Genomic DNA, 14,724 nt, shown 5'->3' with positions numbered 1-14,724 from the left:
GGATCAATGACATCGTACAATGGGGGTGTGAGTTCTACAGGCCGAACACCTTCTGCTTCAGCAACTGCTTCAACCACCGTCTGACTAACACACTTCTCCTCGAGCATTTCGGTCTGAATTTTGTTCACAACCCCTGTAGACCAGCCACCTTCTTAAACATATAGCTTGATTGATATTTCCCAGAGGTGCTTAAATAGGGGCTGGAGATTATCCAGTGTCGCCCTCGTTCGTAAATTCCTTTCCAAAGTGATTGTAGGGGAACGCTCGAATCCGTTTCAGCAAATCTATGCGCTCGATATCGACGCCCAACGCGCTCATCTCACCGATACTCTTCTCAATTTCTTGCTTGTCCTGCCCGACTAACTCAATTGAGAGGTTTGCGTTATTCGTTAATAACTCACTGACACTCACCACACCAGGGACGTGAACGAGGTCGTCAACAATCTCCTCTTGCTCATCAATTGGAATCGTCGCCATGATGAGCAAGTGATGGCCCATCCCCGTTTGCTCGTAGTCAATCGTTGGGTGATATCCCGTGATAACGCCGTTCGCTTCGAGTTTGGTGATACGATTGGCGACCGTGCTGGACGAGACGCCGACCTGTTCCCCGATGGCGTTCGTCGTGTTATTCCGGGCATCTTCCTGCAAGAGATACAGGATACCTTTGTCAACCGAGTCAAGTTCCTCTGAGGCCATGGCTAAGGATCGTAAGAGAGCCGCGAATAAGTTATCTTTTCACAAAGTGATTTGGTGTCCGCGGATAGAAGTCAACGCTCAGTTCGCATCTGCAGGGAACGGGCTAACCTGTTCGAATCCGATAATCAAACGAAGAAACCGCGTCCCCAACTACCGAGATTCTTGTCGAGAACGCCTCGAGTTCGTCGCTGCTCCCCTGTTCAGGTAGCTGGATGCGGGATCCGGCACCAGTTTCGGACGGTGACGAGCCGGAACAATAGTTTTCTCCACCGCTTCCGTCTGCGAGAACGAATGCAAAGCGACGACGACACGTACCTCGAGTACTACCTGAGTCGGCGGTGGCTCCGGGATCGGGTAGTCGTTCTCGCCCTCGTTTTCGTCGGCTTCCTCGTCGTTCAGTGGCTCGGCCTCGGACTCCCGGATCTCGGTCCGTTCTCGGAGTCACCGCGGGGCCCTGCGATCCTCCTCGTCGCCGTGCTCGTCACCGGAATGTGGGTCGTCTTCGCCGTCATCGGTGTGATCGGACTGGTTTGCCGGCTCCGGGACTGACCCTCACTCGGCGAGTTCGTCCGCGTCCGGCGTTTCGGGTTCGACGCCCGCCAGTCGCATCGCGTTGCCCGTCACGCCGAGGCTCATCCCCATGTCGCCGATGACGACCGCGTGGATGACGGTCACGATCCCGAACGGGGCGCCCGCGGCGAGCACCGCCTTGACCGCCAGGCTCGACCAGATGTTCTGGCGAATGACGCCGTTTGCCTTCCCCGACAGCGCGTAGAGATAGGGCAGGCGAGTGAGGTCGTCGCCCATCAGCGCGACGTCGGCCGTCTCGAGGGCGGTGTCGGTTCCCGCGGCGCCCATGGCGATCCCGACCTCCGCGGTCGCAAGCGCTGGCGCGTCGTTGATGCCGTCGCCGACCATGGCGACGCGGTTTTCGCCGTGTTTCTGCTCTCCTCCACGGGTCGCTTCGCTCCCCGTTCCGTTTCGAGGCCGATCGGCCTCGCCTTCTACTTCACGGGTCGCACCGCTCCCCGCTCCGTCCCGAGGCCGGTCGGCCTCGCCTAGCTCGCGAATCAGCTCGAGCTTCTCGTCGGGCAGCAGCTCGGCGTGATACTCCTCGATTCCAACCCCCTCGGCGATCGCACGGGCGGTCCCCTCGTTGTCGCCGGTGAGCATCACGACGCGGACGCCCTGCTCCTGCAGCCGAGAGACCGCCCAGGCGGCGTTCGGCCGGACGCGGTCGGCGACGGCGACGACGCCGATCGGGCCCTCGCCGGTGCCGACGATCACGACGGTCTTTCCCTCCGCCTGGAGGTCGGGGACGACCTCGCCGAGGACATCCAGACAGCCCTCGCGGTCGCATTGTGAGCCGGTATCGACCTCGTACCCCATTGATTCGAGTACCACCCCGCCGTCGGTCGCGTGGGTGTGCTCGAGGTCCGTCAACCCCTCGAAGAGGTCGGGCTTGCCGACGTAGTGCGTGGTGCCGTCGACGTCGGCGCGGACACCCTTCCCGGTGAGCGCCTCGAAGCTCGAAACGTCGTGATCGCCGGGCTCGAGTCCTCGCTCCTCGGCGTAGCCGACGATCGCCTGCCCGATCGGGTGTTCGCTTCGGTGCTCCGCGGCGCCGGCTCGACGGAGAACCTCGTCCTCGCTGGCGCCCTCGAGCGGAACGACGTCGGTCACGGAGAGCTCGCCCGTCGTCAGCGTCCCGGTCTTGTCGACCGCGAGGACGTCGCTCTCGCCGACGGCCTCGAGGTGGCGCCCGCCCTTGATCAGCACCCCGTTCTTGGCGGCGCTGGTGATCCCCGAGACGACGCTGACAGGGGTCGAGATCACCAGCGCGCAGGGACAGGAGATCACGAGCAGCGTCAGGCCGACGATAAACCAGTAGCTCCAGGAGGCGCCGAACGCGAGCGGCGGGACCACCGCGGCCGCGACCGCGAGCGCCACGACGATCGGCGTGTAGACGCTCGCGAAGCGGTCGATGAACTGCTCGCGCTCGGTCTTCTCGCGCTCTGCGTCCTCGACCATGCGGACGATCCGGGCGATCGTCGACTCGCTCGCTTCGCTCTCGACGTCGACCTCGAGGTAGCCCGACTCGAGGATCGTCCCGGCGTAGACCTCGTCGCCCGGTTCCTTGTCCGTGGGGACGCTCTCGCCCGTGATCGGCGACTGGTTGACCGCGCTGGCTCCCTCCACGGCCACGCCGTCGGCCGGGATCTTCTCGCCGGGCCGGACGACGACGCGATCCCCGACCGCGAGCTCGTCGGCCGGAACCGTCTCCTCCGAGCCGTCCTCGCGCCGAACCGTGGCGGTATCGGGTGAGAGCTCCATCAGCTCCCGAAGGGAGTCCCGGGCGCGGTCCATCGAGAACCGCTCGAGGAGCTCCGCGACCGAGAACAACACCGCGAGCAGCGCCCCCTCGAAGGGGTGGTGGGTCGCCACGCTGGCGACGATACCGAGACTCATCAGGAAGTCGATGTCGAGGCTGCGATTGCGCGCGGAGTAGTAGCCGTTCCGCAGGATCGGCGTCCCGGCGACGGCGACGGCCGCGACGAACAGGACGTGCGAACCTGCGTAGGTCCTGCCCGCAACCGTTCCGAGAGCGGGATCGAGCGCAGGGAGGATGAACTCGAGGGTCATCCCGATTGCCACGAGAACGGTGCCGATCACCGTTCCGACGGCCCGGCGACTCCGCCAGACCGCCGCGGGGTCGGCGATCCCGGCGTCCTCGTCGCCCATCGGCGTCGCCTCGTACCCCGCGGATTCGATCGCCTCGACGACGGTCCCGGCGTCGGTCCCCTCGCTCGTCGTGACGGTCACGCGACCCGTTGCAGGCCGGGTCTCGACCTCGCCGACGTCCTCGAGGTCGGCCAGCGCGCGCTCGACTTTCGTCGCGCAGGTAGGACAGTCCATCTCCGGGACGGAGAACGTGCGCTCTGTGGCTGCGGACTCGACCGCGTAGCCGGCCGCGCGGACGCGCTCGCGGATCGCCGCCTCGCCGGTTCGGGTGGGGTCGTACTCGACGACGAGGCGGCCGCTGGTCACGCGGGGGTCGATCCCGTCGATTCCCTCGAGGCGTTCGACGCTGTTTCGCACCTTCTTCGCACAGGAGGGACAGTCCATCCCGGGAACCCGTAGCTCGAGGGTGCGACTCGAGTCGACGGGGGCGGCAGGATCGCTCATTGGACGCTCATAACGGGTCGGCAACCATACGGGTTATTTGGCGTGCGCCAACTTCCTTCAGAGCGATCCGTTCGAGCCGGGAGCCGTCAGCGCTTCGAACGACTCCTCCTCGCCGACGAACGTCGTCGCGAGGGCGGCCTCGGCGCGCCGGAGGCGGTAGGAGAGCGTCGACCGCGGAACGCCGAGGTTCTCGGCGAGGTCGCCGAGTTCGGTCCGGCGCGGCGTCTCGTAGTAGCCGTACTCGACGGCCGCCGCGAGCGCCTCGCGTTGTTCGTCGGGGAGCGCCCCGTCAGGAGCGGTGTCGAACCCGCTGCGGTCGGGGTCGAGTTCGGTCACTCGAAGAACCTCCATCCCCGCGCACTCACCGACCTCCTCGCCGAGCGCGTCGAAGAAGTCGTGGATCGGCGCGTCGCTCGAGAGGACGATCCGCCAGCGGTAGCGCCGCCCCTCGCGGTAGGTCTCGAACAGCAGCCCCTCGCCGAGCATCTCGAGTGCAACGTGGGGAACCGACGTACAGACCTCGGTACGATCCCAGTAGGTGTAGACGACCAGCGTGTCGCTCGAGCGATCGAGCACCTGCGTCTCGCACTCGGCCCCGCAGTGGTCTTTGACCAGGCAGTCCGCGAAGTAGTCGGCCGTCTCGTAGGCCGCCTCGAGTTCCGCCAGCGCCTCCTCAGGCCCGGTCGCGTGATCGACCCGCCAGAGGCTGTCCGGGGTGACGTGACACGACAGCGATCGGACCGAGGCCTCGGGGTGGGCTGCGAGCACGTCGGCGACCGGGTTCGTTCCCGGATCGTACTCGAGGGCGAAGACGAACTCTCTCATACCCGTCCTACGGGTGCACGCGAAAAAGGGTTCCCGGTCGCTCTCGTAGTGTCGGTAGTGAACTCGGCCGTGACTCAGTGGTTTCGAGGGCTGTGGCGATTCTACCTCGCGTACACGAAGACTGGCGTGCACGCGGCCGCAACCGCGGGGCTGGCGATCTTCGGCCTGTTGATGTTCGTCGACGACAGGTTCGTCGTGCTCGCGATCGCCTCGTACGTCCTCCCGCCCGTGATCCTCTACACCCTCGCGGACAAACCGGCCGATGAGTACGTCCGAGGCGAGCGTTCGACGGACGCTGAAAAGCGCCCGGCGAACGCAGACGAGAGCACAGCGAAAGCGACGTCGGTTCGAGACGCCTCGAGGCTGGCCGAGGAGACGACCACGGACGGCGGAGCGGGCGAGACGGATCGCGTCACGGCCGCCGACGAGAGCTGGTCGGCCGACGAGTCCGGGAACGGCGATACGGATTCGGATCGAGACGACGGTGATTCCGACTCGGACAGCGATGACGGCGATACTGATTCCGACGGCGACGACGGAGATACGGACTCGGACAGCGATGATGGAGATACGGACTCGGACAGCGACGACGGGGATACCGACTCGGATCGGGACGACGGCGACACGGACTCTGACGGCGACGACGGTGACACCGACTCCGACAGTGACAACTGAGACGTCCTCGCCGACCGTCCGAAACCGCCGGCTCAGTCCGGCGAGGCGGCGGCGAACTCTCCGTTGTCGTCGAACTCGAGCGGAGCTGGCTCCGCTACGACCCGGAGGTCCTCACGTTCGCGCGCGGCCTCGACGAGGGGTTCGGACGCGTAACACCGCTTTAGCCGCATCGTGTCCGTCACCCGCAGGACGCGGGCGTCCTCGCCCGGGACGGGACCGATCGTCCCGAGGCTCGCGATCAGTCCCGCTCGATCGGTCTCGACCACGGGCGGGAGCCGCACCCCGCGCACCGTACTGGCGGTGATGGCGTTGATGAGCGACTTCGACCAGTCCAGCCCCGCCAGCACGTCGCGGTGGGCGAAGTCGGCTTGGCCCATCCCCATCGCGTTCCCCTTCGTCTTCTCGGTGAATCCGCGGACGAAGATGCGCTTGATCTCGGCCGTCTCGGGTTCGGGTTCGTTGATCGTAAAGTGGCGCCGGCCCGTCACGTTAGTGTCCATCCCCTGCCCGCTGACGTCCTTGCCCAGCTGGTCAACGACGAGGACGTCGAGTTCCTCGAAGGGGAGTTTCGGCATGAGCTCCCAGGCCAGCTCGAGCAGCTCCGCTTCGCGCTCGAGAAAGCCCGACGGCGGGACGCCCTCGAGGTGTGTCGTCTCGTCGTGCTGGTCCTCGACGATTGCGATTCCGCCGGCGACGGGCAGCGACTCGAGGAGCCGGTCGGTGATCTCGGGGAGCATGTTCCGCAGGCTCCAGTCGACGGCCCAGTCGTGGGCCATCTTCGCGCCGCGCTGTTTCCCCATTCCGATGACGAGCATCTTCGAGAGCCCGCTCTCGACGTCCCCGCCGAAGTCGGTGTGGGGCTTGATGCGGTTGACCGGGACGATCGCGTCGGCCTCGACCGCGTGGGCGTCCGCGTACACCGGAACCTCCCGCTCGGGCGTTTCGCCGACCGTGACGACGTCCATTGTCGCCCGGATCTCGCAGCCGATCGCCTCCTCCGTGACGCCGAGGGTTGCGAGCTTTTCGCGTTGGCCCTCCGCGGTCGCCCCGCCGTGGCTCCCCATCGCCGGGAAGACGAACGGCTCGTACCCTCGCTCCCGCAACCCGTCGACGACGCCGCCGACGATTTCTGGGAGGTTGTCGATGCCGCGGCTCCCGGCGCCCACGGCGACCTCGCCACCCGCGGGGACGTTCTCGAGCTCGAGGTCCCCGACCGCCGCAGCCGCCTCGTCGGCGACGGATTCGGGTGCGATCGGGTCGGTCTCCCAGCGCTGCTCGAGGACGCCCATCTCCGGGAGCGCGACGTCTCCGCATGCGGTTCGGACGGTCGACTCCGATACCGTGAGATCATCGATCATGCACGAACAGTGCGGAGAGAGGGAGAAAAACGTACCGAGGGTCCGAGTCGGCTGGCTGTCGGTGGCCAACCACGTTTTCGGAGCGGTTAGAAGCCCTTGCCGAGCATCTCGCGGGCGATGACGTTCTTCTGAATCTCGCTCGTTCCCTCGTAGATCTGGGTGATCTTCGCGTCGCGGTAGAACCGCTCGACGGGGAAGTCGTTGACGTAGCCGGCGCCGCCGTGGATCTGGACGGCCTCGTCCGCGACGTCGACGGCGACTCGGGAGGCGTACTCCTTGGCCATCGAGGCGAGCTTGGTGATGTCCTCGCCCTGGTCGACCTTCCAGGCGGACTTGTACGTCAGGTTGCGCGCGGCCTCGGTGTCGGTCGCCATCTCGGCGAGCTTGTGCTGGATCGCCTGGAACTCCGAGATCGACTTGCCGAACTGCTCGCGGTCCTGGGCGTACTCGAGGGCGGCGCGGGTCGCACCCTTCGCGATGCCGACGCCCTGGGCGGCCACCGCGGTTCGGGTCTCGTCGAAGAACTGCATCTGTTGCATGAACGCGGCATCTTTCGTCCCGATGAGGTTCTCCTCGGGAACTCGAACGTCGTCGAAGACGAGTTCGGCGGTGTCGGAGGCTCGAATACCGAGCTTACCAGTGATCTTCTCCGCCGAGAAGCCGTCCCGGTCGGATTCGACGACGATCTGGCTGAACCCGTTGTACCGACCCTCGGCGTCGGGATCGGTCTCACAGAGCACGACGAAGAAGTCGCCGACGGTGCCGTTGGTGATCCACATCTTGTTCCCGTTTACCACCCACTCGTCGCCGTCCTTCTCGGCCCGCGTCGAGACCGAGGAGACGTCGGAGCCGGTGTCGGGTTCGGAGATCGCCGCGCCCGAGATCTTCTCGCCCATCGCGACGGGCTCGAGGAACCGTTCCTTCTGATCCTCGGTCCCGAAGTTCATGATCGCCTCGCAGCCGAAGGACGTCGAGACGATCGAGAGCGCGATACCGGGATCGTAAGAGAACAGCTCCTCGGTGATGATCGCGGTGTCGAGGATGGAGTAGCCGGCCCCGCCGTAGTCCATCGGGATGTAGGCGCCGGTCAGTCCCATCTCGGCGGCCTTGTCGATAACGTCGTGGGGATACTTCTCTTCCTCGTCGTACTCGCCGGCGACGGGAACGATCTCGTTCTCCGCGAATCGCGTGACCTCGTCGCGGATCTGCTGCTGTTCTTCGGAGAGCCCAAATTCCATGGACGATAGTTACCTACGATCCGATAAAGATGTTTGTAACCGGAAGTAAACGGAACTGTAGTTTCATTTACGAAAGAGGGAAACGTTCAAACGGGTTCCCACCGCATACGATACCATGGAGATCGACGATATCAACACCGTCGCAGTTCTTGGAGCGGGCAACATGGGACACGGTATCGCGGAGGTCGCCGCGATGGCCGGCTACGACGTCGCCATGCGCGATATCAAGGAGGAGTTCGTCCAGGACGGCTACGACCAGATCGAGTGGTCGCTGAACAAACTCGCCGAGAACGATCAGCTCTCCCAGGAGGAAGCCGACGCCGCCTTAGAGCGCGTGACGCCGCTGGTCGACATGGCGGAAGCCTGCGGGAACGCCGATATCGTCATCGAGGCCGTCCCCGAGAAGATGGAGATCAAGAAGGACGTCTACTCGGAACTCGAGGCGGCCGCGCCCGACCACGCGATCTTCGCGACCAACACCTCGAGCCTCTCGATCACCGAACTCGCCGACGTCACCGAGCGGCCGGCGCAGTTCTGCGGGATGCACTTCTTCAACCCGCCGGTTCGGATGCCGCTTGTCGAGGTGATCTCGGGCGCCGAGACCGACGAGGCGACCCTCGAGGTCGTCGAGGAACTGGCCGACGACTTCGGCAAATCCCCGGTTCGGGTTCACAAGGACTCGCCCGGCTTCATCGTCAACCGCATCCTCGTCCCGCTGATGAACGAGGCCTGCTGGCTCGTCGAGGAGGACGAGGCGACGATCGCCGAGGTCGACTCAACGACCAAGTACGGGATGGGGCTGCCGATGGGCAGTTTCGAACTCGGCGACCAGGTCGGCAACGACGTCAGCTACCACGTCCTCGAGTACATGCACGAAGTTCTCGGCGAGGCCTACGAACCCTGCCCGCTGCTCGAGCGCAAGGTCGAGAACGAGGAGCTCGGCAAGAAAACCGGGAAGGGCTTCTACGACTACGAGGACGGCGACGGCGCCGATATCCCGACCGACGAGGGGTCCGACCTCGTCGAAAAGCGCCTCGTCGCCACGATGGCCAACGAGGCCGCGAAGCTGATCGGCGGCGACGTCGCCCCGCCCGAATCGATCGACGAGGCGACCCAGCTGGGCGCTGGCTTCCCCGACGGTCCCGTCAAGCTGGCCGACGAGTTCGGCCTCGAGAACGCTCTCGAGGCCCTCGAGGACGCCTACGAGACGACGGGCCACGAGCGCTACGAGCCCGCCGACTACCTCGAGGAGCGCGCGAGCGAGGGCGGGTTCTACGACCAGTCCGGCGCTGACGACGGCGAGGTCGAGTTCGACGCGATCCGCGTCGAGTACCCCGGCGAGATGGTCGGCCACATCGTACTCGACCGCCCACACCGCATGAACACCATCAGTGAGGAGCTGCTCGACGAGCTCGAGGAGGCGATCGAGGCCCTCGAGGACGACGACGAGGTCCGCTCGATCCTCCTCACCGGCGAGGGCGACCGCGCGTTCTCCGCGGGCGCAGACGTCCAGAGCATGGCCGCGGGCGGGGCGGACCCGGTCGCGACCACCGAACTCTCGAAGCGCGGTCAGGACGTCTTCGGCGCGCTCGAGGCCTGCGAGATGCCCGTCGTCGCCGGTATCGACGGCTACTGTCTGGGCGGCGGAATGGAGCTATCGATGTGTGCCGACCTCCGGGTCGCCAGTGCCGGCTCGGAGTTCGGCCAGCCCGAGCTCGATCTCGGCCTCATCCCCGGCTGGGGTGGCACGCAACGGCTCTCCGCGATCGTCGGCGAGGGCCGCGCAAAGGAGATCATCCTCACCGCCGACCGCTTCGAGGCCGAGACGATGGAGTCGTACGGGTTCGTCAACGAGGTCGTCGACGGTGACGAGCTCGAAGAACGCGCACTCGAGCTGGCGACCGACCTCGCCGGCGGTCCGCCGATCGCCCACCGGTACACCAAGCGTGCGATGCTCGCCGGCCGCGACGACACCGACGCCGGGCTCGCCTATGAGTCCTCGGCGTTCGGACAGCTGATGGCGACCGACGACCTGATGGAGGGGATTACGGCGTTTATGGGCGACGGCGAGCCGGAGTTCGAAGGGAAGTGAGCTAACGGGTCCGCCGTCGCTACCGTTATCGATCCGATCTCACCGACGATTTCGGCGGTACTCGTTTGCAGGCAGCTCGGTCTTCGTTCGGTCGCGAGATTTATCACACGGAGCAACTATTTATGATGCGTGGCTGTAATCGATGATGGAAACCGAGGACAACTCTATGCGTAACGAGCGGCGCGTGCTCGTCGTCGACGACGAGTCACAGCTTGCAGATCTCTTTGCAACCTGGCTCAGCTCCGAGTGGACGACCGAAACGGCCTACGACGGATCGGCCGCGCTCGAGACGCTGGACGACTCGTTCGACGTCGTCCTCCTCGATCGACGGATGCCGGGCCAGTCCGGCGACGAGGTGCTCGAGCGGATCCGCGAGAACGGGTACGATTGTCGAGTCATCATGGTCACGGCGGTCGATCCCGACTTCGATATCATCGAGATGGGATTCGACGACTACCTCGTCAAACCCGTCTCGAAGGACGAGCTTCTCGAACTGGTCGAGTCGGTCGCCAACCGGTCGGCGTACCAGTCGGCGGTCCAGGACTACTACGCGCTCGTCTCGAAGAAGGCGCTGCTGGAATCCGAGAAGGAGGAATCCGAACTCGCGGACAACGAGGAGTACCAGGAGCTTTGTGGCCGGATCGACGACCTCGAGGGACGGCTCGACGAGACCGTGACGGAGTTCTCGACCCACGACGACTTCGTCGGAGCGTTCGAGGACCTCTGAGCCGACCGCCGAATCGCTTGCGCAATAGGTGTCGATCTCGCCCCAGAATCGCCGTTTCGCGCGGCGCTCGAGGTACTGCAGAGTCGAATCAGGGTGCCTGCCCGTAGATCAGGTTCCGCTGGACCTCGTTGGCTCCCTCGTAGATCACCGGGATCCGCGCGTCCCGGTAGACCCGGGCGATCCGTCGCTCGTCCAGGATCGACCGTCCGCCGTGGAACTGCATCCCTTGTTCGGAGACGTCGACGGCAGCCTCGGTTGCCGTCGTCTTCGCCAGCGCCGCCCAGTAGCCGGCGTGGTCGTTGTTCGCGACGTTTTCGCACGCCCGCCAGGTGAGCGAGCGCGCACTCTCGAAGTCGATCAACATGTCGGCGAGTCCGTGCTGGACCGCCTGGAACTCGTTTATCGTCCGACCGAACTCCTCGCGGTCGTGGCTGAACGCCCAGGCTTCCTCGATGGCGGCGGCGGCGATGCCGAGGCCGTGGCCGGAGACGATCACGCGACCGTGGTTGAAGAAGTCGGCGAGCATCATGAACCCGGCCCCCTCGTGGCCGATCAGGTTCTCCTCGGGGATCCGACAGTCGTCGAAGGTGATGTGGGCCTGTTTGGAGGCTCGCATTGCCATCTTCTCGGGGATGTGTTCGGCCTCGTACCCCTCGGCGTCGGTCGGCACGATGAACATCGAGTGGTTGCCGTACCGGTTGTCCTCGTCGTCGCCGGTGCGCGCGTAGAGGGTGATCCAATCGGCTTCGACGCCGTTACCGATCCAGTACTTCTCGCCGTTGATCACGTACTCGTCTCCATCCTTTTCAGCACGAGTTTGCATCCCCGCGAGATCGCTGCCCGTCTCGGGTTCGGAGACGGCGAGCCCCGAGATCTGGTCGCCCTCGGCGACCGGTCGAATGTACTCCTCGCACTGCTCGTCGGTGCCGTACTCGTAGGTAATCTCGCAGCCGAAACTCGCCAGCTGCAGCGTCAGCGCGATTCCGGCGTCGGCTCGGTAGAACTCCTCGGTGAGCGCGAGTAGCTGTGGAAGATCGAGCCCGCGCCCGCCCCACTCTTCCGGGATGTCTTGGGCGACCAGGTTCGCCTCCTGGCCCGCCTCGAGGATCTCGTGGGGGTACTCGCCCGCCTGAAAGTACTCCTGGGCGTTCGGTTCGATGTGCTCGCGAGCGAATTCGCGGGCCTCGTCTTTGATGTCGTGTGCGTGCTCCGGAACGATACTGGAATCGAGAAGGTTCACAATTCCTTCCTCGTCGGGGACTCCCAAATAATCGACGCCCAAGGTGCAAGTCCGCGTCGGACCTGCCTCGAGTGAGTTACCGAGACGGGGGGACGATCTCGTCCGTCGTAACGTTCGATCGTCGCCGCAGTCGTCGGATGTCCCAGGCGACGTCGGTGACGATGTGTGCGTAGAGGACCGTGCCCGTCACGAGCGCAAGCGGCGCGTTCGCGAGCGCCGTCCCGGAGACGGCGAGTCCCGCGAGCAGCAGGTGGCTCAACAGCCGGGAGAGCGCGCCGACGTCACCGCGCTCGAAGATCCTGTCCTGATCGGTGAACGCGGCGATCGGGTTGGTGAGACAGAAGCGAAGGGCGTCCCACGTTCCGGTCTCGAACCGAGCGATAACGAAGTGATCGAAATCGATAGCGACGCCGACGATCGTCCCGTAGACGACGATTGCGGCCGCGGGAACGATCGCGCCAACGAGTTCGATCGAGCCGACCGCAATGACGACGACGCTAGAAACGACGAACGAGACGACTGCGTGGTGGATCGAATAAATAGCGACTCACCCGTCACCGGACACGCCGTCGAGACACTAAACGTCTCCCCGCTCAGCCGGCAAAGCCCGAGAGCAACCACTCGCCGTTCTCGCCTTCCTCGTCGGCAATCCCGGGGGCACTCACGAGTACGAACGCGCTCTCGTCGTCGCCGTTTCGGATCTGTCGGGTCGACTCCGGCGGGATCCAGAGCGCGTCGCCGGTCTCCATCTCCACCGGATCGTCGTCGACGACCACGGTCGCTTGCCCCTCGATGAGGACGTACACCTCCTCGTGTTCGTTGTCGGCGTGATCGTGCGGTTGGCTCTTCCAGCCCGGATCGCAGCGCGCGACCGTAACGCCGACCTGCTTGGTCTCGAGGGGATCGCTGAGAAAGTGCATCGCGCTCGAGACCTGATCGACGTCCTCGTAGTTGACCTTGCGGTAAGACATGGGTGACCGTACGACGGGAACCCAGTAAAGGTACGCGTTCTTCGCACACTCCGGGCTGCGGGGTCGTTACTGGCCGTGGCCGTCCTGCGAGATCGGGTCGAAGCTGTCGACGGGGGTGACCGAGTAGTCGACGGTCAGGGCGTCCTTGGTCGCCCGGATCTTCCCGACGAACGTCGAGATGTCCTCGAGCTGTCCCTCCAGGACGAACAGCTCCATGCAGTAGTGGTCGCCGACGTGGCTGTGGAAGTTCGAGGCGACAAGGTCCTCGTGCTCGTGTCGCAGCTGCATCATCCGTTCCTCGACGGTCGTCGTCTCGTAGTCGAAGAGGACCGTGACGATCCCCATCAGTTCCCGATCCTCGAGGCGAGTGTCTTCGAACTCACCCAGAAGGTTTCGAGACGCTTCCCTGACGACTTCGCTTCGGCCGGTGTACCCGTGTTCGTCGGCGAACTCGTCGAGTCGCTCGAGGAGCTCGTCCGGCATCGAGACGCTAACGACTGCCATATAATAATCCGACGGCGTTTGACTATTAAGGCTTACCATATTTCCCCTCCAGCGGTGGTTCGGACGCTGCACGTCCCCGCAAGCGACGAAGCGGTAACGTAACGTTTTGCCCGTCCGAAACAACGGTACGACATGTTCCTCCCGCACCAGACCTGGCCCGACCTCGCCGACTACGTCACCGACGAATCGCTCGCGGTCGTCCCGCTCGGATCGACCGAACAGCACGGACCGCACCTCCCCGAGGGAACCGACTATCTGATCGCTGAGGCGCTCGCTCACGCGGCGACCGACCGCACGGACCACCTCTGTACGCCGGTGATCCCGGTCGGCGTGAGCTCTCACCACAGACAGTTTCACGGCACGATGTGGGTCGATCCGCCGGTGTTTCGGGACTACGTCGAGAACCTCTCTCGGAACCTCACCTACCACGGGATCGATCGGATCGTCTACGTCAATGCCCATGGCGGGAACGTCACCCACCTGCGCGAGGTCGGCAGCCGGCTCCACCGGGACGGGACGGCCTACGCTATCGAGTGGATGTGGGACGAGTCGATTCCAGAGCTCATACGGGACGTCTTCGAGACGCCGGGCCCCCACGGCGGTCCGAAGGAGACGGCGATGATTATGCATATCGCTCGAGAACTGGTTCGCGAGGATCGCCTTGAGGATGCCCGGGACGACGGCGCGACGTTCGATTACGACGCAGAACGCGTCCACGGCGCGACGACGTTCTACGATTCGATCGAGAACAGCCCCAACGGCGTCTTCGGAGACCAGACCGACGCGACCCCCGAGATCGGCGCGGAGCTGTTCGAGGCGGCGACCGACCAGCTCGTCGCGTTGCTCGAGTGGCTCGACGAGAAGCCCTTCGACGACCTCGTTCCGAGACCCCACGTCGAACCGAGACCCGACCGCGATCGCTGATCTCCGCGGCTTCTCGAGCGTGCCATCGCTTAATATTCCACTACCGGTTGTAATCTCGCCACATCGTTAGTTCAGAATCGCACGACGGCAACGTGTTTGTCACTCCCTCCCGGCGAGGGTTGCGTTCGAAGGCCTTATGTAGTGGTCGGGAACTTGGTTATAGTACGAAGAAGATGAGGAGCTCACCCCTGCGGTCCGCCGCAAGATGAGTTCTGATGTGAGCCTTGGTAGTTCGGTGACGCCCGATCGGTCCGCGATTCGGCACCACCGAACTGGACCCATATACGA

General features: G+C 64.6%; 15 protein-coding genes. 5 read left to right on the top strand and 10 right to left on the bottom strand.

Features of this window, described 5'->3' with window-relative positions; genetic code table 11:
* The coding region (locus ACFEMD_RS21980; protein WP_394743422.1) for a HalOD1 output domain-containing protein at positions 1 to 107 on the bottom strand (107 nt) is incomplete at its 3' end.
* A 100-nt stretch (positions 108 to 207) separates the two neighbouring features.
* A complete protein-coding gene (locus ACFEMD_RS21975) occupies positions 208 to 696 on the bottom strand; it encodes an Lrp/AsnC family transcriptional regulator (RefSeq protein ID WP_394743421.1) in 489 nt (162 codons plus the stop codon).
* 291 nt (positions 697 to 987) lie between these two features.
* Here ACFEMD_RS21975 and ACFEMD_RS21970 point away from each other — a divergent pair, with 291 nt between their 5' ends.
* On the top strand, positions 988 to 1,245 hold the full coding sequence (locus tag ACFEMD_RS21970; protein ID WP_394743420.1) for a hypothetical protein: 258 nt from the start codon (positions 988 to 990) through the stop codon (positions 1,243 to 1,245).
* Between the two features lie 3 nt (positions 1,246 to 1,248).
* Here ACFEMD_RS21970 and ACFEMD_RS21965 read toward each other — a convergent pair whose 3' ends face one another.
* Complete coding sequence (locus ACFEMD_RS21965) at positions 1,249 to 3,882, bottom strand: heavy metal translocating P-type ATPase (RefSeq protein WP_394743419.1); 2,634 nt, start codon at positions 3,880 to 3,882, stop codon at positions 1,249 to 1,251.
* A 57-nt stretch (positions 3,883 to 3,939) separates the two neighbouring features.
* Entirely contained in the window at positions 3,940 to 4,707 is a 768-nt protein-coding gene (locus tag ACFEMD_RS21960; protein ID WP_394743418.1) for a helix-turn-helix domain-containing protein, read from the bottom strand.
* Positions 4,708 to 4,776: 69 nt separating this feature from the next.
* Between ACFEMD_RS21960 and ACFEMD_RS21955 the strand changes: the two genes are divergently transcribed.
* Complete coding sequence (locus ACFEMD_RS21955; protein WP_394743417.1) at positions 4,777 to 5,382, top strand: hypothetical protein; 606 nt, start codon at positions 4,777 to 4,779, stop codon at positions 5,380 to 5,382.
* Between the two features lie 32 nt (positions 5,383 to 5,414).
* On the opposite strand, the gene ACFEMD_RS21950 is transcribed toward ACFEMD_RS21955, so the two are convergent.
* The gene (locus ACFEMD_RS21950; RefSeq protein ID WP_394743415.1) at positions 5,415 to 6,740 is read right to left on the bottom strand and encodes a DUF362 domain-containing protein; all 1,326 of its coding nucleotides are present in this window, start codon (positions 6,738 to 6,740) and stop codon (positions 5,415 to 5,417) included.
* An 86-nt stretch (positions 6,741 to 6,826) separates the two neighbouring features.
* Positions 6,827 to 7,978 (bottom strand): acyl-CoA dehydrogenase family protein, encoded by a 1,152-nt coding sequence (locus tag ACFEMD_RS21945; RefSeq protein ID WP_394743414.1) that lies wholly within the window; start codon positions 7,976 to 7,978, stop codon positions 6,827 to 6,829.
* A gap of 115 nt (positions 7,979 to 8,093) precedes the next feature.
* Here ACFEMD_RS21945 and ACFEMD_RS21940 point away from each other — a divergent pair, with 115 nt between their 5' ends.
* Positions 8,094 to 10,070, top strand: coding sequence for a 3-hydroxyacyl-CoA dehydrogenase/enoyl-CoA hydratase family protein (locus tag ACFEMD_RS21940; protein ID WP_394743413.1), 1,977 nt, complete (start codon positions 8,094 to 8,096; stop codon positions 10,068 to 10,070).
* A gap of 166 nt (positions 10,071 to 10,236) precedes the next feature.
* Entirely contained in the window at positions 10,237 to 10,797 is a 561-nt protein-coding gene (locus tag ACFEMD_RS21935; protein WP_394743412.1) for a HalX domain-containing protein, read from the top strand.
* A gap of 88 nt (positions 10,798 to 10,885) precedes the next feature.
* On the opposite strand, the gene ACFEMD_RS21930 is transcribed toward ACFEMD_RS21935, so the two are convergent.
* The 4 genes from ACFEMD_RS21930 to nikR all read right to left on the bottom strand — a co-directional run bounded on the left by ACFEMD_RS21930 (position 10,886) and on the right by nikR (position 13,512).
* Positions 10,886 to 12,037, bottom strand: a complete 1,152-nt coding sequence (locus ACFEMD_RS21930) for an acyl-CoA dehydrogenase family protein (RefSeq protein ID WP_394743410.1) — start codon at positions 12,035 to 12,037, stop codon at positions 10,886 to 10,888.
* A 76-nt stretch (positions 12,038 to 12,113) separates the two neighbouring features.
* A complete protein-coding gene (locus ACFEMD_RS21925) occupies positions 12,114 to 12,296 on the bottom strand; it encodes a hypothetical protein (RefSeq protein ID WP_394743409.1) in 183 nt (60 codons plus the stop codon).
* 334 nt (positions 12,297 to 12,630) lie between these two features.
* The gene (locus tag ACFEMD_RS21920; RefSeq protein WP_394743407.1) at positions 12,631 to 13,008 is read right to left on the bottom strand and encodes a cupin domain-containing protein; all 378 of its coding nucleotides are present in this window, start codon (positions 13,006 to 13,008) and stop codon (positions 12,631 to 12,633) included.
* A gap of 66 nt (positions 13,009 to 13,074) precedes the next feature.
* Positions 13,075 to 13,512, bottom strand: coding sequence for a nickel-responsive transcriptional regulator NikR (nikR, locus tag ACFEMD_RS21915; protein WP_005555971.1), 438 nt, complete (start codon positions 13,510 to 13,512; stop codon positions 13,075 to 13,077).
* Positions 13,513 to 13,644: 132 nt separating this feature from the next.
* Here nikR and ACFEMD_RS21910 point away from each other — a divergent pair, with 132 nt between their 5' ends.
* A complete protein-coding gene (locus tag ACFEMD_RS21910) occupies positions 13,645 to 14,436 on the top strand; it encodes a creatininase family protein (protein ID WP_394743405.1) in 792 nt (263 codons plus the stop codon).
* The last annotated feature ends 288 nt before the right edge of the window (positions 14,437 to 14,724 follow it).

The sequence above is a fragment of the Natronococcus roseus genome (assembly GCF_043677095.1).
Classification (GTDB): domain Archaea; phylum Halobacteriota; class Halobacteria; order Halobacteriales; family Natrialbaceae; genus Natronococcus; species Natronococcus roseus.
The sequence above is the reverse complement of the archived record's forward strand: the minus strand, read 5'-3'. Positions and strand labels throughout refer to the sequence as shown.